This is a genomic window from Rhodococcus aetherivorans (assembly GCF_025722975.1).
Taxonomy (GTDB): Bacteria; Actinomycetota; Actinomycetes; order Mycobacteriales; family Mycobacteriaceae; genus Rhodococcus; species Rhodococcus aetherivorans.
The window spans coordinates 5,605,518-5,627,420 of record NZ_CP106982.1 but is presented as its reverse complement, the minus strand read 5'-3'; the positions used below and the strand labels follow the sequence as shown (position 1 = coordinate 5,627,420).

Here is a 21,903-nt window from a genome sequence, read left to right as displayed (position 1 = left end):
CTCGACGACTCGAGTGCCGGAGCGAAACGCGGCAGCCGGGTCCGGAACGATCCGCGTACCGGACCTGTCGGCCGGAGAGTGTGAGGGAGTGCGATGTTCGAAAGGTTCACCGATCGCGCGCGGCGCGTCGTCGTCCTGGCTCAGGAAGAGGCCAGGATGCTCAACCACAACTACATCGGCACGGAGCACATTCTCCTGGGCCTCATTCACGAAGGCGAGGGCGTAGCGGCCAAGTCGCTCGAATCTTTGGGGATCTCCCTCGAAGGCGTCCGCAGCCAGGTCGAGGAGATCATCGGCCAGGGACAGCAGGCCCCGTCGGGCCACATCCCGTTCACGCCCCGTGCCAAGAAGGTGCTCGAGCTCAGCCTGCGTGAGGCGCTGCAGCTCGGACACAACTACATCGGTACCGAGCACATCCTCCTCGGCCTCATCCGCGAGGGCGAGGGCGTCGCGGCACAGGTGCTCGTCAAGCTCGGTGCGGACCTGAACCGGGTGCGCCAGCAGGTCATCCAGCTGCTCTCCGGGTACCAGGGCAAGGAGCCCCAGGAATCCGGCACCAGCCGTGGCGAGGCCGGCACCCCGTCGACGTCGCTGGTGCTCGACCAGTTCGGCCGCAACCTCACGCAGGCCGCGCTCGAGGGCAAGCTCGACCCCGTCATCGGTCGCGCCAAGGAAATCGAGCGCGTCATGCAGGTCCTGAGCCGCCGCACCAAGAACAACCCGGTGCTCATCGGCGAGCCGGGCGTCGGCAAGACCGCCGTCGTCGAAGGCCTGGCGCAGGCCATCGTCAACGGCGAGGTCCCCGAGACGCTCAAGGACAAGCAGCTGTACACCCTCGACCTCGGTTCGCTGGTCGCGGGCAGCCGCTACCGCGGTGACTTCGAGGAACGCCTGAAGAAGGTGCTCAAGGAGATCAACAGCCGCGGCGACATCATCCTGTTCATCGACGAGCTGCACACGCTCGTCGGGGCGGGTGCCGCCGAGGGCGCCATCGACGCGGCGTCGATCCTGAAGCCGAAGCTGGCGCGCGGCGAGCTGCAGACCATCGGTGCCACCACCCTCGACGAGTACCGCAAGTACATCGAGAAGGACGCCGCGCTCGAGCGCCGGTTCCAGCCGGTGCAGGTGGGCGAGCCGACGGTCGAGCACACCATCGAGATCCTCAAGGGCCTGCGCGACCGGTACGAGGCGCACCACCGCGTGTCCATCACCGACAAGGCGCTGGTCGCCGCGGCGAGCCTGGCCGACCGCTACATCAACGACCGCTTCCTGCCGGACAAGGCGATCGACCTCATCGACGAGGCCGGTGCGCGCATGCGCATCCGCCGGATGACCGCGCCGCCGGACCTGCGCGAGTTCGACGACAAGATCGCCGACGCGCGCCGGGAGAAGGAGTCCGCGATCGACGCGCAGGACTTCGAGAAGGCCGCGAACCTGCGCGACAAGGAGAAGCAGCTCGTCGCGCAGCGCGCCGAGCGCGAGAAGCAGTGGCGCGCCGGTGATCTCGACGTCATCGCCGAGGTCGACGAGGAGCAGATCGCCGAGGTCCTCGCCAACTGGACCGGTATCCCGGTGTTCAAGCTCACCGAGGAGGAGACCACCCGTCTGCTCCGCATGGAGGACGAGCTGCACAAGCGGATCATCGGCCAGGAGGACGCCGTCAGGGCTGTCGCCAAGGCGATCCGGCGTACCCGCGCCGGCCTGAAGGACCCGAAGCGTCCCGCCGGTTCGTTCATCTTCGCCGGCCCGTCCGGCGTCGGTAAGACCGAGCTGTCGAAGGCGCTCGCGAACTTCCTGTTCGGCGAGGACGACGCGCTCATCCAGATCGACATGGGCGAGTTCCACGACCGGTTCACCGCGTCGCGGCTCTTCGGTGCCCCTCCGGGCTACGTCGGCTACGAAGAGGGCGGCCAGCTCACCGAGAAGGTGCGCCGCAAGCCGTTCTCCGTGGTCCTGTTCGACGAGATCGAGAAGGCCCACCAGGAGATCTACAACACCCTCCTGCAGGTCCTCGAGGACGGCCGCCTCACCGACGGCCAGGGACGCACGGTCGACTTCAAGAACACCGTGCTGATCTTCACCTCGAACCTCGGTACCGCCGACATCTCGAAGGCGGTCGGCCTGGGCTTCACCAAGGGCTCCGGCGCCGAGTCGAACTACGAGCGGATGAAGCTCAAGGTCAACGACGAGCTGAAGAAGCACTTCCGGCCCGAGTTCCTCAACCGCATCGACGACATCATCGTCTTCCACCAGCTCACGCAGGATCAGATCATCCAGATGGTGGACCTGATGATCGGCCGCGTCGAGGTGCAGCTGAAGAACAAGGACATGGGCATCGAGCTCACCGAGAAGGCGAAGTCGCTGCTCGCGAAGCGGGGCTTCGATCCGGTCCTCGGCGCCCGGCCGCTGCGCCGCACGATCCAGCGCGAGATCGAGGACCAGCTCTCGGAGAAGATCCTCTTCAACGAGATCGGCCCCGGCCAGATCGTCCTGGTCGACGTCGAAGGCTGGGACGGCGAGGGTGCCGGAGAGAACGCGAAGTTCACCTTCACCCCGAGCGAGAAGCCGGCCGCGGTGCCCGACACCCCGGCGGTGGCCCTGGCCAAGGACGCCGAGTAGTCCTGCTCCGACGAACGCCGACGGGCGGCACCCACTGCGGGTGCCGCCCGTCGGCGTTGGTGTGTCGGGATCAGCGCCGCCAGGCCGCGGTGTCCCGCCCGGACCAGTTCGCGAGCCGCTCGACGGGGCTCGCGTCCGGCGCCGGCTCGACGGCCGCGCCGAAGGGAACCCGTCCGCCGCGCACGGAGGCGGGGATCTTGCTGCGCGCGACGACGAACGCGGCCTCCACGAGCACCGGATCCGGCTCGGCCGGCAGTCCCGTGGCGACGGCGAGATCCCAGCCGTGCACGAGGGCCTCGTTGAGACTGCTCAGCACCGCGGCGCGGCCGGGCACCGTTCCCCACGGCGCGACGACGGGCCGGTCGAGCAGGTCGTCGTCGCTCCACACCTTCCGGTAGTGGGCCTGCGCCCGCTCGAGTTCGGCGCGCCACGCGTCGTCGGGCACGCCGGTCAGGAACTCCGGAACGCTCAGCGGGTCGCCGTCGCTGCCGATCACGCGGCCGCGATCGACGGTGGCGACGAGGTGGCCGAGCAGCGCGCGCACGTCGTAGTCCGGGCAGGGCGTCGGGTCGGTCATCTGCTCGGGGCGGACCTCGTCGATCAGCGTGGCCACCCACGCCAGGGCGTCGCGGTAGAGGGGACGGGGGTCGGACGCGGTGCTCATGTCGGGCCTTTCGGTCGTGTGGTTGCTGCCGGACACGATCCTGCGCGCGAAACACGACACCTTCTGTCATGTATTTCTGGGAGAGTTCGGCAGGTGCGAGCCGATCGGTTGCTGTCCCTGGTCCTGCTGCTGCGACACCGGGGCCGGATGACCGCGCCCGCGATCGCCAGGGAACTCGAGGTCTCGGTGCGCACCGTGCTGCGCGACGTCGAGGCCCTGTCGGCGGCCGGGATCCCCGTCTACGCCGAACGCGGACGCGACGGCGGTTTCGCGCTGCTCCCCGGCTTCACCACCGACCTGACCGGCCTGACCGTCGACGAGGCGACCGCCCTGCTCGCGGCGAGCGCGTCGGCCACCCCCGACTCGCTCGGCATGGCCTCCGCGTTCGCCTCGGCGATGCGGAAGGTGACCGTCGCGCTGCCCGAGGCGCAGCGCACCGCCGCCGCACGGGTCGGGGAGCGGATCGTCGTCAGCTCGTCGGGGTGGGTGGTCGATCACCGGCGGGACGAGCACCTCGGCGTCGTCCAGCAGGCCGTGTTCACCGATCGCCGCCTGCGCATCCGCTACCGCTCCCGTGGCGCCGAGGCGCGGTGGCGGACGGTCGACCCGCTCGGGCTGGTCAGCGCGGCGGGCCGCTGGTATCTGGTGGCGCTGCATCGCGGCGCCGAACGCACCTACCGCCTCTCCCGCATGGAACGGGTGCAACCGCTCGACACCGCGGCTCACCGCCCACCCGACGTCGACCTCGCCCGGATCTGGCAGCGGCGCCGCACCGAGTTCCGGGCCGGTCTGGGCACGGTCACCGCCGCGGTGCGGATCCGGGACCGGCGCCGGGAAGACCTCGCGGCGATCGCGATCCGCGTCGTCGCGCAGCGGCCCACCGGCGACGGCTGGTGGGAGGCCGAGGCGGAGTTCGGCGGGGCCACCCACGCCGGCGCCGCGATGTGGCAACTCGGCGACGACGCCGAGCTGCTCGGGCCGCCCGAACTCCGGGAGCAGGTCCGGTCGTCGGCCGAGCGCCTCGCCGAGCGGCACCGGTAGCCCGGCCCGTCACCGCGCCACTGCGGTTCTCGTCGCCGCATCGCCGCGGTCCGGGACGCGAGGGGCGGCGACGAACGCCTCCTCCGCGATCTGGGCCGCGTAGACCGCCGGGTCGATCCGCGCGACGAGGTCGGCGGTCTGGGTCGCCATGGCCCGCAGCGCGGTGAGTTTGCGGTCGAGCGCGAGCCCGTGCAGCCGGACGTGGACCGCGAGCCGCTCTTCGCGCACGCCCGTGGGGCGCTCGTCGCTCATGTACATGCCCCATTCCTCGTAGAGGTCCCGGAACCGGTCGAGATGCTCCACGGTGGGGGTGGCGTACAGCAGCCGGGAACGGCAACCGCGGTCACGCCAGGCCCGGGTGACCCAGCGGTGCACGGCGGTGTGGTCGGGGTGGTAGGTCATCCCGTCGGCACCGAAGGTCAGGATCGTGCCGGGGCGGACGTCGTCGAGGAGCCGTCCGGCCCACGCGAGACCGGTGTCCTCGTGCTCGGCGAGGGCACCGTCCGGCAGGCCGAGGACGTGGTGCTCTTCGACACCGAGGACGGCCATGGCGGCGGCCGCTTCCCAGCGGCGGACCCGGCCCAGCCGCTCCGGAGGCCACGAGCGGGGGTCGGCGGTTCCGTGCTCGCCGGCGGTGGCCGAGGCGCACACGACGCGCCGGCCGTCGTCGCGGGCGGCGGCCATGACGCCGGCGGCGAGGTAGGTCTCGTCGTCGGGGTGGGCCCAGATCGACAGGATCGTCCCGGACAGGGGCAGGGATGTCGTCGCGTTCATGCCTCTCACGGTCCGTGCGGGCCCTGCCCCGGCGCTCCCGCGCGCTCTCGGCGCGCTGGGATCCGGTGGGAGCGCGGTGAGAGCAGGCGGGCGCATCGTCGTGGCCATGGACACCACACTCACCATGAACCCCACCCGGAACCGGACCGCGGCCGAGTTGCCGACCGAGATGCTGGAGCGGTTCCGATCCCGTGCCGGCGAACTCGACCGGTCCAACTCCTACTTCGACGAGGACCTCGCCGAGCTGCGGGCCGCCGGCTATCTCGCCGCCGCCGTACCCACCCGCAACGGGGGATGGGGCCTCGATCTGGCCCGGCTGGCCGCGAGCCAGCGGCGCCTCGCCCGCTACGCCCCGGCGACCGCGCTGGCGATGACGATGCACTCCTACTGGATCGGGATCGCCACCGAAATGGAACGCACGGGCGACACGTCGCTCCGCTGGATCCTGGAGGCCGCGGTGGCCGGCGACGTGTTCGCCGCCGGACACGCCGAGACGGGCAACGACATCCCGGTGCTGCTGTCGACGTGCCGGGCGCAGCGCGTGGCGGGCGGCTACCGGCTCACCGGCCGCAAACAGTTCGGCTCCAACGGTCCGGCGTGGCGGTGGCTCGGCGCACACGCCGTCGACGCGGACGCGGCGGGCGGGCCGCACATCGTGCACGCCTTCGTCGAACGGCGCAGCGCGGGGGTGAAGGTCGTGGAGACGTGGGACACCCTCGGCATGCGGCCGACGCAGAGCCACGACACGGTTCTCGACGACGTCTTCGTGCCCGACGACCGCATCGGGCGGGTCGTCCCCGCGGGCGACGGCAGCGACCCGTTCCTCGTGGCGATGACGATGTGGCCGCTCTCGCTCATGGCGGCGGTGTACCTGGGGATCGCCGACCGCGCCCTGGAACTCGCCGTCCGCAGCGCCCGGCGCAAGACCTCGGTGGCGATCGAGCGGGGCGCGTACGCGTACAACCCGTTCGTGCAGCACCAGGTCGCGGAGATGTATCTCGAGCTGGACGCCGCCTCGGCGACGCTCGACCGGTTCGTCGCGGACTGGGTGGCCGGCACGGACCACGGCGACGAGTGGGTGCCCAAGGTGTATGCGATGAAGTGGCGGGCGGTGGAAGCGGCCAAACGGGTCGTCGACATCGCCCTCGACGTGGCCGGTGGCGCCGGCATGTTCACCGGGAACGAGCTCGAACGCCTCTACCGCGACGTGCGGTGCGGGGGATTCCACCCCGGCAACGACGCGCTCACCCACGAACTCGTCGGCAAGTCGCTGCTCGGCATTCTCGGCGAACAGCCCAGGTGGTGAGGTCGCGGCTCCCGGCCCGGGCGGTCACAGCGCGCGGAGCGCATGCTCGGCGGCGGCCTCGCCGTCGAGCATCGCGCCGTGTCGTCGCGCCGCCTCGTACGCGTCGTCGCCGAGCGCGGCGCGCAGTCGCGCGCCGAGCTCGTCCAGGGCCACCTCGTCGGCGCCGAAGATGCGATGACCGGCCGCGGTCGCGCGCACGGCCCCCTCGAGCACCGCGGCGTCGCGGTAGCGGTCCAGGCGTTCGAGAAGCCCGGCGATCGAGCGCAGCATCGTCCACTGCGTCGACCACATCCCGGCGCGCCGCCAGTGCGGGATCAGGCGCCGGTACTCGTCGGCGGCGGCCGCCGGGTCACCGATCCGGGCGTCGATGGACGCCTTCGACGCGCCGGCGAGACCGGTCACGAACGAGGCGTTCGTCTGTTCCGCGATGTCCAGTGCCCGAGCGAAGCGCGCGCGGGCCCGTTCGACGTCGACTGCCAGGTCCGCCTCCCCGGCGCAGTGCCAGACATACGCGGCGTGCGGGGTGCGTGCGTCGGCGACCTCGGCGAGGAGTGCCTCGGCCTGCTCGACGGCGGCCGGGTCACCCGCATAACCCAACGGCAGCAGCTCGGTGGCACGCGCCATGAGCCGCTGCGCCGGGTCGTTCGCGGCGGCCGCGGCGGCCCGCCGGTACCAGGCGGCGGCCTCGTCGAGATGCCCCTCGAACAACTCGTAGCTCCCGCGAACGGTCATCGCCTCCGCCGCCGGCTCGGTCTTCGCCCGCTCGACGGCGCGCAACGCAGCGGCGCTGAGCCGGCCCGTCTCGGCCACGTCGCCGGACATCCATGCCGCGTAGGCGGCCACCACCCGCACGCGCGCGGCGAACGGGCTCCGGCCCTCCGGATCGGCGTCGATCACCAGCCGCGCCCAGCCCAGCACGTCCGGTCGCAGCCGGAAGATCCCGTAGTCCAGCAGGGCATTGACGAGACGACCCGCGAGCGCGACCTCGTCGTGGTCGAGCAACCAGCCGAGCGCGCTGCGCAACTCCGGTACGGCGGCATCGATCTGCGCCAGGACCGGCTCGCCCGGCTGCAGCAGTCGTGAATCCGCCCGGTCGACCCAGTCGGCCAGGTGCCGGGCGTGCCGTTCCGCGACGAGGTCGACCCGGCCCTCGCGGGTGAGTTGTTCGGCGCCGAACGCCCGCAGCGTCTCGAGCAGCATGTACCGGCGGCCGGGTATCCGCATCACCAGCGAGCGCTCCACGAGGTGTGTCAACGCCGCGGTGACCGTCCCCGGATCCGTGCCGCAGACCGCCGCGGCGTCGGCCGCGTCGAACGAGCCCGAGAACACCGACAGTTCCGCGAAGGTCCGCTGCAGATCCTCCGCGAGCAGCCCGAACGACCACGACACCGCCGCGGCCAGCGACCCGTGCCGCGGCGACGTGCGGTACCCCGACGCCAGCAGCTCGAAGCGGTGGTCCAGGCCCGCGGCGACCTCCGCGACCTCGTGGGTGTGCAGGCACGCGGCTGCCAGCTCGATCGCCAACGGCAACCCGTCCAGGCGCCGCACGATCTCGGCGATGCAGGCGAGTTCTCGCCCGTCCGGCTCGAAGCCCGGGACGACGGCCCGCGCCCGCTCCTCGAACAACCGCACGGCCGGTGCGTCCTCGCCGTCGTACGACAGCGTCGGCACCTGGCGGACGTGCTCGCCTACGACTCGGAGCCGCTCCCGGCTCGTCGCCACGATCCGCACGTGCGCGCAGGTGGCGAGCAGGCGTTCGACGACAGCGGCGATCGGATCGAGCACGTGCTCACAGTTGTCGAGCAGCAGCACGAGCTCGGTGTCGCCCAGCACGTCGGCCACCCGCTCGGCGAGGGAGGTGCCGGGACGGGCGTCGATCCGCAGGGCGGCGGCGGCCACGTCGACCGCGGAGTCCGGGTCGGCAGTGGCCAATTCGCACAACACCACCGGCCGATCCGGTCGGGCGGCCCGGAGCCGGTGCCCGACCTCGAGGAGCAACCGGGTCTTGCCGACCCCGCCCGGACCGACCAGGGTCACCAGGCGCCCGGACTCCGCCAGCTCGGTCACCGCCACCGCCAGGGCGTCCCGGCCGACGAGCGACGTCGCCGGAACCGGCAACCGGCCCACCGGCGCCCACACCCGGTCGGCGGCACCGGCGAGCAGTTCCGCGTGGTGAGCCGCCAGTGCCGGCGACGGTTCGATGCCCAGCTCGTCGCCGAGCAGCCGCCGGAAGTCGTCGTAGACCCGTAGCGCCTCGGCCCGGCGTCCGGTCGCCGCGAGCGCCGTCATCAGCAGCGCGCGCGGCCGTTCCCGCAGCGGCTGCGCGTCGGCGAGCGCCACCAGTTCGGCAACGAGGCCGTCGGTGTCGCCCCGTCCGAGCCGCACCTCGGCCCGGACCTCGTGGGCCCGGGAACGCAGCTCCTCCAGCCGCGTCGCCTCGGCCCGGGCCTCGTCCACCTCGTCGAGTTCGGGGTAGGCGGGGCCCTGCCAGCGCGCGAGCACGGCGTCGATCTCGGCCGGCACGCCCGCATCCCCCGTCGCCCCCGCGCTCAGGGCCACCACGAGCCGGTCGGCGTCGACCTCGATACCGGCCGGATCGAGCCGATAGCCCTCACCGACGGACTCGATCAGGCCGTCGGGCAGACCACGGCGAAGCCGGAACATGTGGTTCTGCAGGGCGGCGGCCGGATCCGCCGGTCGCCTGGACGGCCACAGGGCATCGACGGCGGAGTGCGCCGGCACCACCCGGCCCCGCCGGAGCACCAGCAGTGCCAGCAGGCGTCGCTGCAGCAGCCCGTCGGGAGTGATGTCGCGCCGATCCGCATCCAGCACGCGGAGCGGGCCGAGTACCTCGACTCGCGCCCGGTCGCCACCCGTGACCACGGAACCATTGGACCACTCCCGCCGGTCTCCTGCCGAGACCCGGGGCCTTCACGTGCGATGCGGTTCCGGCGGATCGGCGGGCCGCATCCACAGCGCCGCGACGAGGAAGCACACCGCCCCGACGAACGTGCCGAGGTCCGCGAGCCGCGGCGCGAGTGTTTCGCCGGCCGGATCGATGTGGGCGCCGACGGCCGAGGCGCCGAATGCGAGCGAACCGAGCATGTTCAGCCACGTGCTGCGCCAGTTGCGGGCGTGCGGATCCCACAGCGCATCGGTGTCGGTGGTGGCCACCACCGCCAGTGCGCTGCTGACGAGGAAGCACACCGACCCGACGGCGTCGGGCCGCCACACCAGGTTCCGCTCCTCGGACGCCGTCAGGCCGGCGACGAGCGCGAATCCGGTGCTCACGTTGAACGCGAGTGTGCCCGCCCACTGCACCGCGGCCGACCACCAGTCGTACCGGTCCACTCGCGTCGCCGCGGGCGGGCGGTGCGTCAGCAGCAGTTGCACGGTCGCTGCCGCGGTGAAGAACCACGAGCCCACGAAGTAGAGCAGATTCGAGGTGGCGGCGGGGAGGACGAGCACGCCGCCGGAACCCGCGGCGAACAGGGCGGAGCCGATGACGAACAGCCGCGACTCGCGGCGCAGCGTCGGCCGGGTGAACACACCCGCGAACCTAGCGGGCGCGGCCCGCCGCCGTGCAGCAGGGGCGGCCCGCCGCCGTGCAGCAGGGGCGGCCCGCCGCCGTGCAGAACCGGAGCCGGCCCGCCGCCGTGCAGAACCGGAGCCGGGCCGCGCGACGTGGCGTAGGTTCGGCGGGGGAGGACACCCCACGACGAAGGGACCGATCGATGCCCACACGTACCGCTCGCACCGCCTGGAACGGTGGCCTGCAGGACGGCGCCGGACAGGTGGAACTCACCAGCTCCGGCCGCGCCACGTTCGACGTCTCGTTCCCCAAGCGGGCCGCCGAGGACGCCGGCGGCACCACCAGTCCGGAGGAGCTCATCGCCGCGGCACACTCGTCGTGCTACGCGATGCAGCTCTCGGCGCTGATCGCCGAGGCCGGCGGCACGCCGCAGAGCCTCGACGTCACGGCCGACGTCTCGCTCGGCCCCGACCCGGACGGCGGTTTCCGGCTCACCGGCATCAAGCTGACGGTGCGCGGCGAGGTCGACGGCCTCGATGCCGACGGGTTCGCGAAGGCCGCTCAGGGGGCCAAGGAGGGCTGCCCGGTCAGCAAGGCACTGACCGGGGTGGACATCACGCTCGACGCGGCACTCGAATCCTGAGCGATTCCACCACCGCGGGTGCGCACCCGCTGCGGCGACGACCGTGTCGTCCCCGGCACCCGCGCACCCGCGGTGTGCGTCACCGTCCGGCGAGCGCGTCGAGGTAGCGGCCCATCATCCACCGCTGAGCGAGCGGCAGGACCGGCGCGCCGAGGCGGGTGAACCATCGGCCGGGGCGGGAGACGGCGCTGATGTGGCCGAACACCGCGCCGTCGGGCCGTCGCTCGACGACGAACGCCTCCTCACCGCTGACGGGGTGACCGTCGAGGGTGCCGTACGCGAAACCGCGGCGATCCGGCTCGTCGACGACGTAGACCACGCGGCACCACGCGCCCCAGCGCGCCGGACCGAACCGTGGAGCCAGCCGTACCTCCAGCCCCGCCCGCGGCCGCGGAGTATTCGCATCGACGCGAAACCCCGCATGCCGCTGCATGTTCCAGCTTTCCAGTGCCCGAACGGCGGTGCGGAACGCGACGTCGCCCGAGCCGAGGCGGCGGGTGAGGTGCGCGTGCCGGAACCCTGCCGGAACCCTGCCGCGCGTGGCGCCGACGTGCGGGTAGTTGAACGAGCGCTGCGCGTTCACGGCGGCGCGCTCAGCCCTGATCGGTGTCCTCGCCGGCGGCCTTCACGTCGAGCACGACCTCGAATTCGAGCAGCGACGCCCCCGACGCGACCGGCCGCTTCGCCTCACCGGCGTGCGCCTGCCGGGCCGGGCCGTCCCGCCACGCCGCGAACGCCTCCTCCGACTCCCACTGGGTCACCACGAAGTAGCGCGTCTCGCCCTGCACCGGCCGCAGGAGCTGGAAACCGAGGAAACCGGGCGAGTTCTCCACGGTGTGCGCGCGGTGCGCGAAGCGCGTCTCCAGTTCCGGGCCCGCGCCCTCGGGGACCTCGATTGCATTGATCTTCACCACTGCCATGGCGGCGAGCGTACTCCGCTACCTTGGCGGTTGTGTTGCACGACGAAGGTGGTTCCGGGCGGCCGATCCTGCTGCTGCACGGCCTGATGGGCAGCTCCCGCACGTGGCGCCGGCAGTTGCCGTGGCTGCGCGCGCACGGCCACGTCCACACCTTCGACGCCGCCGGCCACGGCCGTCCCGCCCCGGATCGGCTCACCACCGAGGCGTTCGTCGCAGACCTCGCCGCGCACCTCGACGGCATCGGTGAACCGCTGGTGGTGATCGGGCACTCGATGGGCGCCCTGCACGGGTGGTGCTTCGCCGCCGCGCACCCCGGCCGGGTGGCCGCGCTCGTCGTCGAGGACATGGCCCCCGACTTCCGGGGCCGCACCGCGGCGGACTGGGCCGCGATGATCGCGCGGTGGCCGCAGCCGTTCCCGGACGAGGAGGCGGTCGTCGGTTACTTCGGCGACGTCGCCGGGCGGTACTTCCTCGACTCCTTCGAGCATCGGGCCGACGGCTGGTACCTGCACGGCGAGGTGGCCACCTTCCGCGACATCTCCGAGGAGTGGGGCGCCCGGCACTTCTGGGACCAGTGGCGGTCGATCTCGGTGCCTGCCCTGCTCGTCGAGGGGGAGTTCACCATCACCCCGGATGGACAGATGCGGCGGATGGCCGACGAGCACCCCGGGGCCCGGTACGCCCGGATTCCGGGCGCAGGGCACCTGGTGCACGACGAACGCCCCGACGAATATCGCGCCGAGGTCGAACGATTCCTCCGTACCCTCGCCTGATCACGCCTGGCCGGCGAGGCCTTCGCCGGCGAGCGCGAAACGTCCGTCGTCGGTCTGCTCCACGAGACCGTCCACGAGCAGCGAGTGCAGCGCCCGGTCGCGCTGCCCCGGATCCGTGAGCCACACCCGGTCCAGCACCGGCCGCTCGACCGGGACGTCGCTCTCGCGCAGTACGGCCATGAGCTTGCCCCGCACCTGACGGTCGGTGCCCGTGAACTTCTGCACCCGTCGCGGCGGGCCGTCGTGGGCGGGCCGGCCGGCCTCCACCCATGCGCACCGCGGCAGCGGGCACCGGGCGCAGTCGGGCGAGCGGGCCGTGCAGATGGTCGCACCGAGTTCCATCAGGGCTGCGGAGAACGTTGCCGCCCGCTCGCGGGTTCGCGGCAGGAGCAATTCGACGTCGGCCAGGTCCCGGGTGACCGACGGATTACCGGGTTCGGCGGCACCGTGCACCGCCCGCGCGACGACGCGACGGACGTTCGTGTCCACCACCGGGACGCGCCGGCCGTACGCGAAGCAGGCGACCGCCCGCGCCGTGTACGCGCCGATGCCCGGCAGCGACAGCAGCACGTCCACGTCGGCAGGGACCACGTCGCCGTGCTCGGTGGCCAGGACCCCGGCGCACTCGTGCAGCCGCAGCGCCCGGCGCGGATATCCGAGCCTGCCCCAGGCGCGCAGGACGTCGGCCTGGCTCGTCGCGGCCATCATCGACGGCACCGGCCACCGCTGCACCCACTCCAGCCAGATCGGTGCCACGCGGGCCACCGGCGTCTGCTGCAGCATCACCTCGCTCATCAGGATCTGCCACCCGGTGACGCCCTCCTCGCGCCACGGCAGATCCCTCGCCTCGGCGGCGTACCAGCGCAGCAGGGCGGTCGCGTCGACCGGCATCTCTCACATCCTCCCGTCCCGTTGTCGGCCCGATTTAGCCCCGCGGTAACTCCACCGAGCGGGATGCGTCACAGTAAGGGATGGATAATGCCCTTATGCCTAACTCCAACCCCATATCCGCGTGGAAGGCCCTGACCGAGGGTAACCAGCGTTTCGTCAGTGGTACCCCGCTGCACCCCAGCCAGGGCATCGACCACCGTGCCACCCTCGTCAACGAGCAGCACCCCATCGCGGTGCTCTTCGGATGCGGCGACTCGCGGGTGGCCGCCGAGATCATCTTCGACCAGGGCCTCGGCGACATGTTCGTCGTGCGCACCGCCGGACACGTGATCGACAGCGCGGTGCTCGGTTCGATCGAGTACGCGGTCGGCGTGCTGAACGTGCCGTTGATCGTCGTGCTCGGTCACGACAGCTGCGGCGCGGTCAAGGCCACCCTGGACGCCCTCGACAAGGGAGACATCCCGCCGGGATTCATCCGGGACATCGTCGAGCGCGTCGCGCCGTCGATTCTCATGGGCCGCAACGACGGGCTGTCGACGGTCGACGAGCTCGAGGGCCGCCACGTGGTGGAGACCGGGAAGCTGCTCAGCCAGCGGTCCCAGATCATCGCCGAGCGCATCGCCAAGGGGCAGTGCGCCATCGCGGGCGTGACCTACAAGCTCTCCGACGGTCACGTCCAGTTGCAGGGACACGTCGGCGACATCGGTGTGACCGTCGACTGACGCGACACGCCGACTTCGGTGCGGCGACGCCTCGCCGGTGGCACATACCGTGTGAGGCGTGCTTGAACCGACCGGGCCGCTGCCCCCCGAGATCTACTGGCGTCGACGCGCGCTCGCCGTGGGTGTCGGCGTGGTCGTGCTCGCGCTCGTCGTGTGGCTCGTCCTGTCCCTGACCGGCGGGGGCGACGACCCGGAGCCCGACCCGGCGGCCGCCGGCGTCCTGACGTCCGAGACCAGCACCACCCGCACACCCACCAGCAGCACCGGGAGCGAGGAGGCCGACGGCGTCGCCGCCGCCGGCCCCGGCGGGTCCTCCGGAGGCTCCGATTCGGGGTCGTCGCAGTCGGGGTCGTCGCAGTCGAGCACGACGTCGGGGTCCGCCGGGTCCTCGAGTTCCGCGGCGGCGAGTGCGTCCGCCGTCGCGGCCGGGCAGTGCCCGGACCAGTCGCTCGCCGTGCGGGTGACCGCGGACCGGCCCAACTACCAGGTGGGCGAGGAGCCCGAGTTCACCATCGTCATCACGAACATCGGCACGGCCGCCTGCGAGCGCGACCTCGGCGCGGGCCTGCAGCAGGTGCTGGTCTACTCGCTCGACGGCAGCCGGCGGTTGTGGGCGAACACCGACTGCTTCCCCGAGTCCACCGCCGATGTGCGCAAGCTGGCCCCGGGTGACCAGGCCGCCTTCGCGGTGAAGTGGTCCGGAACGACCTCCGAGCCCGGTTGCCAGGCACCGCGGGAGCGGGTTCCGGCCGGGGCCTACACGGTGGTCGGCCAGCTCGGGGGCCTGCGCAGCACGCCGGAGCCGTTCAACATCGCCTGACCGGCCGACACCGCCCGACCGGCGCGCCGCCGTGCTCGCGGATCAGTCGTACGGGCCGCTGATGGACGATTCCGCCAACCGCGACAGCCCTTCGCGGATGTAGCGGGCCCACAGCCCGCCGATGCCCTCCACGGACTGCAGGTCCGCCGCCGTCGCCGCCAGCAGGCCCTGCAGGCTCCCGAACGAGCCGACCAGCCGATGGATCTGCGACGACTGCAGTCGCGGCACCCGATGCAGCACGCGGTAACCGCGCGGACTCGTCGCCGCGTCCAGCGCCTCGATCGTGCCCGGATACCCGAACACGCGCGCCAACGTCGTCAGATCCAGCAGATCGACGTCGGTGAGCCGGTCCAGCGCGGCGAGGGTCTGCTCGACGGCGACGAGCTGCGGCGCCTCGGTGCCGGCCAGATAGTCCCGCACGATCAGCTGCCGGGCCAGGTCGTTGTCTCCCACCAGCTCCTCGAGCTGCAGTGCCAGCTGCCGCCCGTCGGTGCCCAGTTCGAGCACCTCCTGTTCGATCTCCACCGAGACGCGGCGCACCATCTCGAGCCGCTGCGCGACGGTGAGCGCGTCGCGCAGCGTCACGAAGTCCTCGATCTCCACCACCGACAGCTGCCGGGTGACCTCGTCCAGCCGCGACTTGTAGCGCTCGAGCGTCGCGACGGCCTGGTTGGCGCGGGAGAGAATGGTCGCCGAATCGTTGATCACGTGCCGCTGGCCGTCGACGTAGACGGTCACGATGCTCATCGACTGGCTCACCGACACCACCGGGTAGCCCGTCTGGATCGCGGTGCGCTCGGCGGCGCGGTGCCGCGTGCCGGATTCGACGGTGGGGATCCGGTGATCGGGTACCAGCTGCACGTTGGCCCTGACGATGCGGCCGCCGTCGGTGGACACCACGACCGCTCCGTCCATCTTCGACAGCTCCCGCAGCCGGGTGGGGGCGAACTCCACGTCCAGCTCGAAGCCGCCGTCGCACAGCGCTGCCACGTCGTCGTCGAACCCGAGAACGATCAGGCCTCCGGTGCGGCCGCGCAGGATGCGCTCGAGTCCGTCGCGCAGGGCGGTGCCGGGCGCGAGCCGGGCGATGGTCTCGCGCAGCGTCACGGACGGTGCCACATCGGTCATCGATGGATCCTTCCCGTGTCCGGCCGGTGCGGCGAACGTCACTTCGTGTCGGTCCGCCGGGTGGAGCCGACCGAACCGCCGACTAGATTACTGCCCCATGAGCGGTACCTGGACCCTGCCCGACGACCTCACCCTTCCCAAGCTTCCCGACGACCATCCCGGGGCAGGCGCGCCGATTCCGTCCCATTGGAGCAAGTGCTTCGGCTGCGGCGACGACCAGCCCGCGGGAATGGCGATGCAGTTCACGTTCGGCGAGGGTCTCGAGATCACCGGCATGCTCGACGTCGCGAACCGCTACCAGGGCGGTCCCGGCTTCATCCACGGCGGGATCCTGAGCACGGCGTTCGACGAGGCGCAGGGCATGGCATGCATGGTGCTGCGCCGGCCCGTCGTCACCGGCCACCTGCAGATCGACTTCGCCAAGCCTATCCCGCTCGGGTCGGTGCTCGAGCTGCGCGCCCGGATCGACGGGACGGTGCGCCGCAAGGTGTACACCAGCGCGGAGGCCCGCATCGTCGAGGGACCGTTCGCCGACCCGGACGTCGTCGTCGCGACGTCGCGCGGGTTGTTCCTCACCGTCGGCGCGCAGCACTTCGACAGGGCCAAGGACTTCGTCGACGGGGTACCCAGGTCGCCGCACGGCACCTCGTCCGTGTAGCCGCCCCGGTCACTCCGGCAGGAGGGGCACGGCCGGGTGCGGACGCCGGCCGAGCAGCGAGGCCGACGTGAGCGCCCGCGTGCCGAACCGGCCGTGCACGTCGTCGAGCACGGCGTCCAACGCGTGGCGGTCGACGGGCGGATGGCCGGCCGCCGCACCGTCGGAGGCCGGTTCGTCGAACGGCAGCTCGAGCTGTTCGGTGTCCGCGGAGTCGAGATTCGACACGGCCACGCCGATCAGGGTCAGCCCCCGATCGGCGACCAGCGGCCCCGCTTGCGCCAGCAGTTCCCGCGCGGCGCCGAGGACGACGTCCGTCCGGGCGGTGGGTCCGCGCAGCGTGTGCGACCGCGTCACCCGCGTGTAGTCGGCGAAGCGCAGGCGCAGCACCACGGTGCGACCGGGCCGCCCGGCCGCGCGCATGCGGCCGGTGACCCGTTCCACCAGCATCCGCAGCGTCCCGTCGACCTTCTCGGGATCGTGTCCGGCGGCGCTGCGGGGCCGGCCGAGGGCGTGCTGCGCGCCCATGGACCGGCGCCGGTGGTGGGGGCGGACCGGTCTCGGATCGTGCCCGTGCGCGAGCGCATGCAGGTGACGTCCCATGGACGTGCCGAGCAGGGCGACGAGCTCGACCTCGCTCTCCCGCACCAGGTCGGCCACGCGACGGATGCCGTGCGCGTGCAGGGTCGCGGCGGTGACCTTGCCGACGCCCCACAGGCGTTCGACAGGCAGCGGGTGGAGGAACTCGAGTTCCCGGTCGGGAGGCACCACCAGCAGCCCGTCCGGCTTGGCGACGCCGCTCGCGACCTTCGCGAGGAACTTGGTCCGGGCCACCCCCACCGTGATCGGCAGCCCCACCTGTTCGGCGACGTCGCGCCGCAGCCGGGCCGCGATGTCGGCCGGGGTGCCGCCGATTCGCCACAGCCCGGCGACGTCGAGGAAGGCCTCGTCGATGGAGACGGCCTCGACGAGCGGCGTGGTCTGCTCGAACACCGTGAACACGGCGCGGCTGGCCTGCGCGTACGCGTGCATGCGCGGAGGAACGACGATCGCCGCCGGGCACAGGGCGCGGGCGGCGCGCCCGGGCATGGCCGTCGCGACGCCGCAGGCCTTGGCCTCGTAACTGGCGGCGAGTACGACGCCACCCCCGCCCACGATCACGGGCCGGCCGCGCAGGCCCGGGTCGTCGCGCTGCTCGACGGATGCGTAGAACGAGTCGAGATCGGCGTGCAGGATGGTCGCGTGACCGGACACGAACACATGTTCGCATCCGGTTCCGACACGTCTACATGCCCAGCGCGGCGAGCGCCTGGCCGACGTTGCCGACCTCGATCGGATCCCCGGCGGAGGCCGGGGACCGCGACGTGCGGCCGCCCACCGGGGCCGCCGCGGGTTCGTGCGGCACGATCGCGCGGGTGAATCCGAGCCGCCCCGCCTCCGCGATGCGCCGCCCGACCCCGGTGACCCGGCGGACCTCGCCGGCGAGGCCGACCTCGCCGAGCAGCACCGTGCCCGGCGGCAGGGGGCGCTCACGTGCGGCCGACGCGACCGCCAGGGCCAGGGCCAGGTCCGCGGCCGGATCGGTGATGCGCATGCCGCCGACGGTCGAGGCGTAGACGTCGCACTTGCCGAGCGGCAGCCGGCATCGCCGCTCGAGTACCGCCAGCACCATCGCGACCCGTGCCGCATCCAGGCCGCTGACCGCGCGCCGGGGTGCGGGGTTCTGCGTCGGCACCACCAGCGCCTGCAGTTCGCCGAGCAGCGGCCGCTTGCCGTCCATGGTGACGGTGACGGCCGTGCCGGCCACTTCCTCGGTCCGATGGTGCAGGAACAGGCCCGACGGGTCGCTGACACCGACGATGCCGCCCTCGGTCAGTTCGAAGCAGCCCACCTCGTCGGCGGCACCGAAGCGGTTCTTCACCCCCCGCACCATGCGCAGGGTGGAGTGCTTGTCGCCCTCGAAGTGCAGCACCACGTCGACCAGATGCTCGAGCGAACGCGGACCCGCCACCGCACCGTCCTTGGTGACGTGCCCGATGAGCAGCACCGGGACGCCGCTGGCCTTGGCGAGCGAGGTCAGCGCGCTGGTCACCGCCCGGACCTGGGTGACGCCGCCGGACACGCCCTCCACGTCGGCGGCGAGCATCGTCTGCACGGAGTCCACCACCAGCAGCGTCGGCTTGACCTGCTCGATGTGTCCGAAGATGGTCGCCAGATCCGACTCGGCGGCGAGGAAGACGCGTTCGTGCACCGAACCCGTGCGGTCGGCGCGCAACCGTACCTGTCCCGCCGATTCCTCCCCGGTGACGTAGAGGGCCCGGTCGTCGCTGCCGCGCCGCGCCCAGCGGTGGACCACCTCGAGCAGCAGGGTGGACTTGCCGACGCCGGGCTCCCCGGCGAGCAGCACCACCGAGCCGGGAACGACGCCGCCGCCGAGCACCCGGTCGAGTTCCTCGATGCCGGTGGGCTTCGCGTGGGTGGTCCGGCTGTCGACGAGGGTCAGCGGCGTGGCCGGGGTCGTGGGGAGAAGTGCCGCGGCCCCGGCGCGGGCGAGGGAGGTGCCGGGCCGCGACGCCACCGCGGCAGGCAGGGCCGGCGCCTCGTCCATCGAACCCCACGTCCCGCAGTCGGGGCAGCGGCCGACCCATTTCGCGACGGTGTGCCCGCAGTCGGTGCAGCGGTAGATCGACTTCGTCTTTGCCACCACGTCAGCCTAGGGCCGGGGGCCGACACGAGAACGGGGCCCGGGGCGAGCGGAGTGCTCGCCCCGGGCCCCGGGTGCGTCGGGGGTGCCGGTCAGTGACCCTCGCCCTCGACCGGCGACTTCTCGGAGACGTTGCGCTCGACGTCCGTGCCGGCGTCGACCGGGACCTGCATGGTGACGTCGCCGGCCTCGGCGAAGGTGAACGTGACCGGGATGGTCAGGCCGGGGCGCACGCCCTCCTTCAGTCCGGTGAGCTCGACCTGGGCCACGGACGGGGTGTCGGAGGACTCGGCGGCCTCGGCGGGACGCGGGGACTCGTCGGTCGCGGCCTCGGCGGTCGCGTCCTCGGCGAGGGTTTCGCCGGTCAGGCCGGCCGAGATCGAGGCCTGCGGCTCGATGCGCAGGCCGGACACGCCGGTGGCGGAGGACGCGAAGTCGGTGGTGATGCGGGTCAGCTCGTCGGGGGTGGTCTCGCTCAGGTTGACCACGGTGAAGCCGAGCGCGGCCTTGCCGCCGGGTTCGAGGCTGTACTCCTCGGAGTCCGGGTAGATCACGTGCACGTTGCGCAGCGCGATGTTTCCGAGCTCGGCGCTGTTGCCGTTGACCGCGGCCACCTGGGTGGCGGTCTGGCTGATCTGACCGGCGCCGCAGGCGGACAGCGTGAGCGCCGCACCCGCGGCCAGGGCGAGAGCGGTCGCGACTCGGCGAGTCGGCGCTTTGGGAGCAGTCACGGGTTGTCCTCCACTCGAGTAAGGCTCGCAATCCACTAGGCAGAGTAGTAGTCGAAGGGCGCCGAGTCTGCGCCGGGGGCAGAAGTCGGGGCTTTCGTCCCGCTCGGGCCGCGTCCGCGGGGCCGCGAAGGGCCGCTCCGGGTGGTGTGTCGAACATCACCGGATGCACGTAACCGGTTGGCTGTCAAGTCCTACGCGCACGCGTCTGTGCCCCTGACCTGCGCCGTTGATGAGAGCCGGACGTAAGCACGTGTTAAACTCGAAGAATCGAAAGGGGCACGGGACACATGATTTTCAAGGTCGGAGATACCGTCGTATACCCCCATCACGGTGCGGCGCTGATCGAAGCTATCGAAACGCGCACCATCAAGGGTGAGCAGAAGGAATATCTGGTTCTGAAAGTCGCCCAGGGCGACCTGACGGTTCGGGTACCTGCGGATAATGCAGAATACGTCGGCGTTCGCGACGTGGTCGGGCAAGAAGGCCTCGACAAGGTTTTCCAGGTGCTGCGCGCACCGCACACCGAAGAGCCGACCAACTGGTCGCGGCGGTACAAGGCCAACCTCGAGAAGTTGGCCTCCGGAGACGTGAACAAGGTCGCCGAGGTCGTGCGTGACCTGTGGCGGCGGGAGCAGGACCGCGGCCTGTCCGCAGGTGAGAAGCGGATGCTGGCCAAGGCGCGGCAGATCCTCGTCGGCGAGCTCGCGCTCGCGGAGGGCACGGACGACGTCAAGGCCGACAGCCTGCTCGACGAGGTGCTCGCCGCCGCTTCCTGAGCGGCCGCGCGAACTGCAGAATTACAGATGAGCGATCGCAACGGGCCGGTCGTCGGAATCATTCCGGCGGCCGGCCGTGGTGTACGTCTGGGCGAATCGCTGCCCAAGGCGTTCGTCGAACTCGACGGGCGCACGATGCTGGACCGGGCAGTGGAGGCCATGCTGGCCTCGGCGGTGGTCGACCGCGTGGTCGTGGTGGTGCCGCCGGAGCTGGTGGCGTCCGTCGCGGCCACGGCGCCGGCGCGGGTGTGCGTGGTGGCGGGCGGCGCGGAGCGCACCGATTCGGTGCGCGCCGGGCTGGCGGCGGCGGAGGACGCCGCCTACGTCCTGGTGCACGACGCCGCACGCGCCCTCACTCCGCCGCGGTTGTTCGCCCGGATCGTGGTGGAACTGCGCGGCGGACGGTCCGCGGTGATCCCCGTGCTGCCGGTCGCGGACACCGTCAAGAGCGTCGACCGCGACGGCCGTGTCACCGGCACCCCCGACCGGTCCGTCCTCCGGGCGGTACAGACCCCGCAGGGATTCGAGGCCGGCCTGCTGCGCCGCGCCAACGCCGGCGCCGGGGACGCGACCGACGACGCCGGTCTCGTCGAGCGCCTCGGCGAGGGCGTGTACACCGTCCCGGGCGAACCGCTCGCCTTCAAGATCACCACACCGCTCGATCTGGTCCTGGCCCGTGCCGTGCTCGCGGCCGGGGCCCCCGTCGGACAGGAGAGCTGAGTGCGCGTCGGGATCGGAACCGATGTCCATCCGATCGAGCCCGGACGGCCGTGCTGGCTGGCCGGTCTGCTGTTCGAGGACGCCGACGGGTGTGCGGGGCATTCGGACGGTGACGTCGCGGCCCACGCGCTGTGCGACGCCCTGCTCTCCGCGGCCGGCCTCGGCGACCTCGGTTCCGTCTTCGGCACCGGCCGGCCGGAGATGCACGGCGCGAGCGGTGCGGCCATGCTCGCCGAGGTGCGGCGCCTGCTCGACGGCGGGGGCTTCGCGATCGGGAATGCCGCCGTCCAGGTGATCGGGAACAGGCCCAGGATCGGTCCCCGCCGCGACGAGGCGCAGCGGGTGCTGTCCGAGGCGCTCGGGGCGCCGGTGTCGGTGTCGGCGACGACGACGGACGGCCTCGGCCTGACCGGGCGCGGCGAGGGCGTCGCGGCCGTCGCGACGGCACTCGTATTTTCGCGCGACGACGACCGGTAGGATGGCC

At 72.2% G+C, this 21,903-nt stretch carries 22 protein-coding genes; 11 read left to right on the top strand and 11 right to left on the bottom strand.

All coding sequences use genetic code 11. From position 1 onward, the window contains the following. Positions 1-93: 93 nt before the first annotated feature. Positions 94-2,619, top strand: coding sequence for an ATP-dependent Clp protease ATP-binding subunit (locus OCS65_RS25745; protein WP_029540728.1), 2,526 nt, complete (start codon positions 94-96; stop codon positions 2,617-2,619). Positions 2,620-2,689: 70 nt separating this feature from the next. Here the strand turns inward: OCS65_RS25745 and OCS65_RS25740 are convergent, their stop codons facing one another. After that, the gene (locus tag OCS65_RS25740) at positions 2,690-3,283 is read right to left on the bottom strand and encodes a TIGR03086 family metal-binding protein (protein WP_050034530.1); all 594 of its coding nucleotides are present in this window, start codon (positions 3,281-3,283) and stop codon (positions 2,690-2,692) included. A 93-nt stretch (positions 3,284-3,376) separates the two neighbouring features. Between OCS65_RS25740 and OCS65_RS25735 the strand changes: the two genes are divergently transcribed. After that, positions 3,377-4,324, top strand: coding sequence for a helix-turn-helix transcriptional regulator (locus tag OCS65_RS25735; protein ID WP_006930367.1), 948 nt, complete (start codon positions 3,377-3,379; stop codon positions 4,322-4,324). 9 nt (positions 4,325-4,333) lie between these two features. Here the strand turns inward: OCS65_RS25735 and OCS65_RS25730 are convergent, their stop codons facing one another. Continuing rightward, positions 4,334-5,098, bottom strand: coding sequence for a PIG-L deacetylase family protein (locus OCS65_RS25730; protein WP_029540736.1), 765 nt, complete (start codon positions 5,096-5,098; stop codon positions 4,334-4,336). A gap of 106 nt (positions 5,099-5,204) precedes the next feature. Between OCS65_RS25730 and OCS65_RS25725 the strand changes: the two genes are divergently transcribed. Then, on the top strand, positions 5,205-6,404 hold the full coding sequence (locus OCS65_RS25725; protein ID WP_050034531.1) for an acyl-CoA dehydrogenase family protein: 1,200 nt from the start codon (positions 5,205-5,207) through the stop codon (positions 6,402-6,404). A 24-nt stretch (positions 6,405-6,428) separates the two neighbouring features. Here OCS65_RS25725 and OCS65_RS25720 read toward each other — a convergent pair whose 3' ends face one another. Both OCS65_RS25720 and OCS65_RS25715 read right to left on the bottom strand, forming a co-directional pair. Beyond that, positions 6,429-9,287, bottom strand: a complete 2,859-nt coding sequence (locus OCS65_RS25720) for an ATP-binding protein (protein WP_263508058.1) — start codon at positions 9,285-9,287, stop codon at positions 6,429-6,431. A gap of 48 nt (positions 9,288-9,335) precedes the next feature. Continuing rightward, a complete protein-coding gene (locus tag OCS65_RS25715) occupies positions 9,336-9,953 on the bottom strand; it encodes a YrhK family protein (RefSeq protein WP_006930360.1) in 618 nt (205 codons plus the stop codon). A gap of 185 nt (positions 9,954-10,138) precedes the next feature. Between OCS65_RS25715 and OCS65_RS25710 the strand changes: the two genes are divergently transcribed. Further along, positions 10,139-10,579, top strand: a complete 441-nt coding sequence (locus OCS65_RS25710; protein WP_006947898.1) for an OsmC family protein — start codon at positions 10,139-10,141, stop codon at positions 10,577-10,579. A gap of 79 nt (positions 10,580-10,658) precedes the next feature. Here the strand turns inward: OCS65_RS25710 and OCS65_RS25705 are convergent, their stop codons facing one another. Together OCS65_RS25705 and OCS65_RS25700 are read right to left on the bottom strand one after the other, a co-directional pair. Further along, positions 10,659-11,162: a DUF1990 family protein gene (locus OCS65_RS25705; RefSeq protein ID WP_050034533.1), complete on the bottom strand. Its 504-nt coding sequence runs from the start codon at positions 11,160-11,162 to the stop codon at positions 10,659-10,661. Between the two features lie 10 nt (positions 11,163-11,172). Further along, positions 11,173-11,499 carry an antibiotic biosynthesis monooxygenase family protein gene (locus OCS65_RS25700; RefSeq protein ID WP_006947900.1) on the bottom strand — a complete coding sequence of 109 codons (327 nt, stop codon included), beginning with the start codon at positions 11,497-11,499 and terminating at the stop codon, positions 11,173-11,175. Between the two features lie 32 nt (positions 11,500-11,531). Between OCS65_RS25700 and OCS65_RS25695 the strand changes: the two genes are divergently transcribed. After that, positions 11,532-12,272 carry an alpha/beta fold hydrolase gene (locus tag OCS65_RS25695; protein WP_006947901.1) on the top strand — a complete coding sequence of 247 codons (741 nt, stop codon included), beginning with the start codon at positions 11,532-11,534 and terminating at the stop codon, positions 12,270-12,272. On the opposite strand, the gene OCS65_RS25690 is transcribed toward OCS65_RS25695, so the two are convergent. Further along, on the bottom strand, positions 12,273-13,163 hold the full coding sequence (locus OCS65_RS25690; protein ID WP_006947902.1) for an HhH-GPD family protein: 891 nt from the start codon (positions 13,161-13,163) through the stop codon (positions 12,273-12,275). Positions 13,164-13,258: 95 nt separating this feature from the next. Here OCS65_RS25690 and OCS65_RS25685 point away from each other — a divergent pair, with 95 nt between their 5' ends. Further along, complete coding sequence (locus OCS65_RS25685; RefSeq protein WP_006947904.1) at positions 13,259-13,885, top strand: carbonic anhydrase; 627 nt, start codon at positions 13,259-13,261, stop codon at positions 13,883-13,885. A 58-nt stretch (positions 13,886-13,943) separates the two neighbouring features. Then, complete coding sequence (locus OCS65_RS25680) at positions 13,944-14,705, top strand: hypothetical protein (RefSeq protein ID WP_029540760.1); 762 nt, start codon at positions 13,944-13,946, stop codon at positions 14,703-14,705. Positions 14,706-14,747: 42 nt separating this feature from the next. Here OCS65_RS25680 and disA read toward each other — a convergent pair whose 3' ends face one another. Then, a complete protein-coding gene (disA, locus tag OCS65_RS25675; RefSeq protein WP_006947908.1) occupies positions 14,748-15,833 on the bottom strand; it encodes a DNA integrity scanning diadenylate cyclase DisA in 1,086 nt (361 codons plus the stop codon). Between the two features lie 97 nt (positions 15,834-15,930). On the opposite strand from disA, the gene OCS65_RS25670 reads away from it, so the two are divergent. Further along, complete coding sequence (locus OCS65_RS25670) at positions 15,931-16,491, top strand: PaaI family thioesterase (RefSeq protein ID WP_029540763.1); 561 nt, start codon at positions 15,931-15,933, stop codon at positions 16,489-16,491. Positions 16,492-16,500: 9 nt separating this feature from the next. On the opposite strand, the gene dinB is transcribed toward OCS65_RS25670, so the two are convergent. The 3 genes from dinB to OCS65_RS25655 form a co-directional block, all read right to left on the bottom strand. Continuing rightward, on the bottom strand, positions 16,501-17,748 hold the full coding sequence (dinB, locus tag OCS65_RS25665; protein ID WP_065923078.1) for a DNA polymerase IV: 1,248 nt from the start codon (positions 17,746-17,748) through the stop codon (positions 16,501-16,503). Between the two features lie 25 nt (positions 17,749-17,773). After that, a complete protein-coding gene (radA, locus tag OCS65_RS25660) occupies positions 17,774-19,192 on the bottom strand; it encodes a DNA repair protein RadA (protein ID WP_043797668.1) in 1,419 nt (472 codons plus the stop codon). 92 nt (positions 19,193-19,284) lie between these two features. Continuing rightward, complete coding sequence (locus OCS65_RS25655) at positions 19,285-19,923, bottom strand: copper chaperone PCu(A)C domain-containing protein (RefSeq protein WP_006947912.1); 639 nt, start codon at positions 19,921-19,923, stop codon at positions 19,285-19,287. 287 nt (positions 19,924-20,210) lie between these two features. Here OCS65_RS25655 and carD point away from each other — a divergent pair, with 287 nt between their 5' ends. Genes carD through ispF form a run of 3 tightly spaced genes read left to right on the top strand, consistent with a single transcriptional unit; the run spans position 20,211 to position 21,896 of the window. Continuing rightward, positions 20,211-20,699: an RNA polymerase-binding transcription factor CarD gene (carD, locus tag OCS65_RS25650; RefSeq protein ID WP_003935974.1), complete on the top strand. Its 489-nt coding sequence runs from the start codon at positions 20,211-20,213 to the stop codon at positions 20,697-20,699. A gap of 27 nt (positions 20,700-20,726) precedes the next feature. After that, a complete protein-coding gene (gene ispD, locus OCS65_RS25645; RefSeq protein WP_006947915.1) occupies positions 20,727-21,419 on the top strand; it encodes a 2-C-methyl-D-erythritol 4-phosphate cytidylyltransferase in 693 nt (230 codons plus the stop codon). Next, complete coding sequence (ispF, locus tag OCS65_RS25640) at positions 21,420-21,896, top strand: 2-C-methyl-D-erythritol 2,4-cyclodiphosphate synthase (protein ID WP_029540770.1); 477 nt, start codon at positions 21,420-21,422, stop codon at positions 21,894-21,896. It abuts the gene before it with no gap. The last annotated feature ends 7 nt before the right edge of the window (positions 21,897-21,903 follow it).

Coding starts and splice junctions, on each gene's coding strand:
- ispD (WP_006947915.1), top strand. CDS start 20,727: ATGAGCGATCGCAACGGGCCGGTCGTCGGAATCATTCCGGCGGCCGGC.
- OCS65_RS25690 (WP_006947902.1), bottom strand. CDS start 13,163: ATGCCGGTCGACGCGACCGCCCTGCTGCGCTGGTACGCCGCCGAGGCG.
- OCS65_RS25700 (WP_006947900.1), bottom strand. CDS start 11,499: ATGGCAGTGGTGAAGATCAATGCAATCGAGGTCCCCGAGGGCGCGGGC.
- OCS65_RS25740 (WP_050034530.1), bottom strand. CDS start 3,283: ATGAGCACCGCGTCCGACCCCCGTCCCCTCTACCGCGACGCCCTGGCG.
- OCS65_RS25725 (WP_050034531.1), top strand. CDS start 5,205: ATGGACACCACACTCACCATGAACCCCACCCGGAACCGGACCGCGGCC.
- OCS65_RS25745 (WP_029540728.1), top strand. CDS start 94: ATGTTCGAAAGGTTCACCGATCGCGCGCGGCGCGTCGTCGTCCTGGCT.
- OCS65_RS25710 (WP_006947898.1), top strand. CDS start 10,139: ATGCCCACACGTACCGCTCGCACCGCCTGGAACGGTGGCCTGCAGGAC.
- OCS65_RS25730 (WP_029540736.1), bottom strand. CDS start 5,098: ATGAACGCGACGACATCCCTGCCCCTGTCCGGGACGATCCTGTCGATC.
- carD (WP_003935974.1), top strand. CDS start 20,211: ATGATTTTCAAGGTCGGAGATACCGTCGTATACCCCCATCACGGTGCG.
- OCS65_RS25685 (WP_006947904.1), top strand. CDS start 13,259: ATGCCTAACTCCAACCCCATATCCGCGTGGAAGGCCCTGACCGAGGGT.
- disA (WP_006947908.1), bottom strand. CDS start 15,833: ATGACCGATGTGGCACCGTCCGTGACGCTGCGCGAGACCATCGCCCGG.
- OCS65_RS25670 (WP_029540763.1), top strand. CDS start 15,931: ATGAGCGGTACCTGGACCCTGCCCGACGACCTCACCCTTCCCAAGCTT.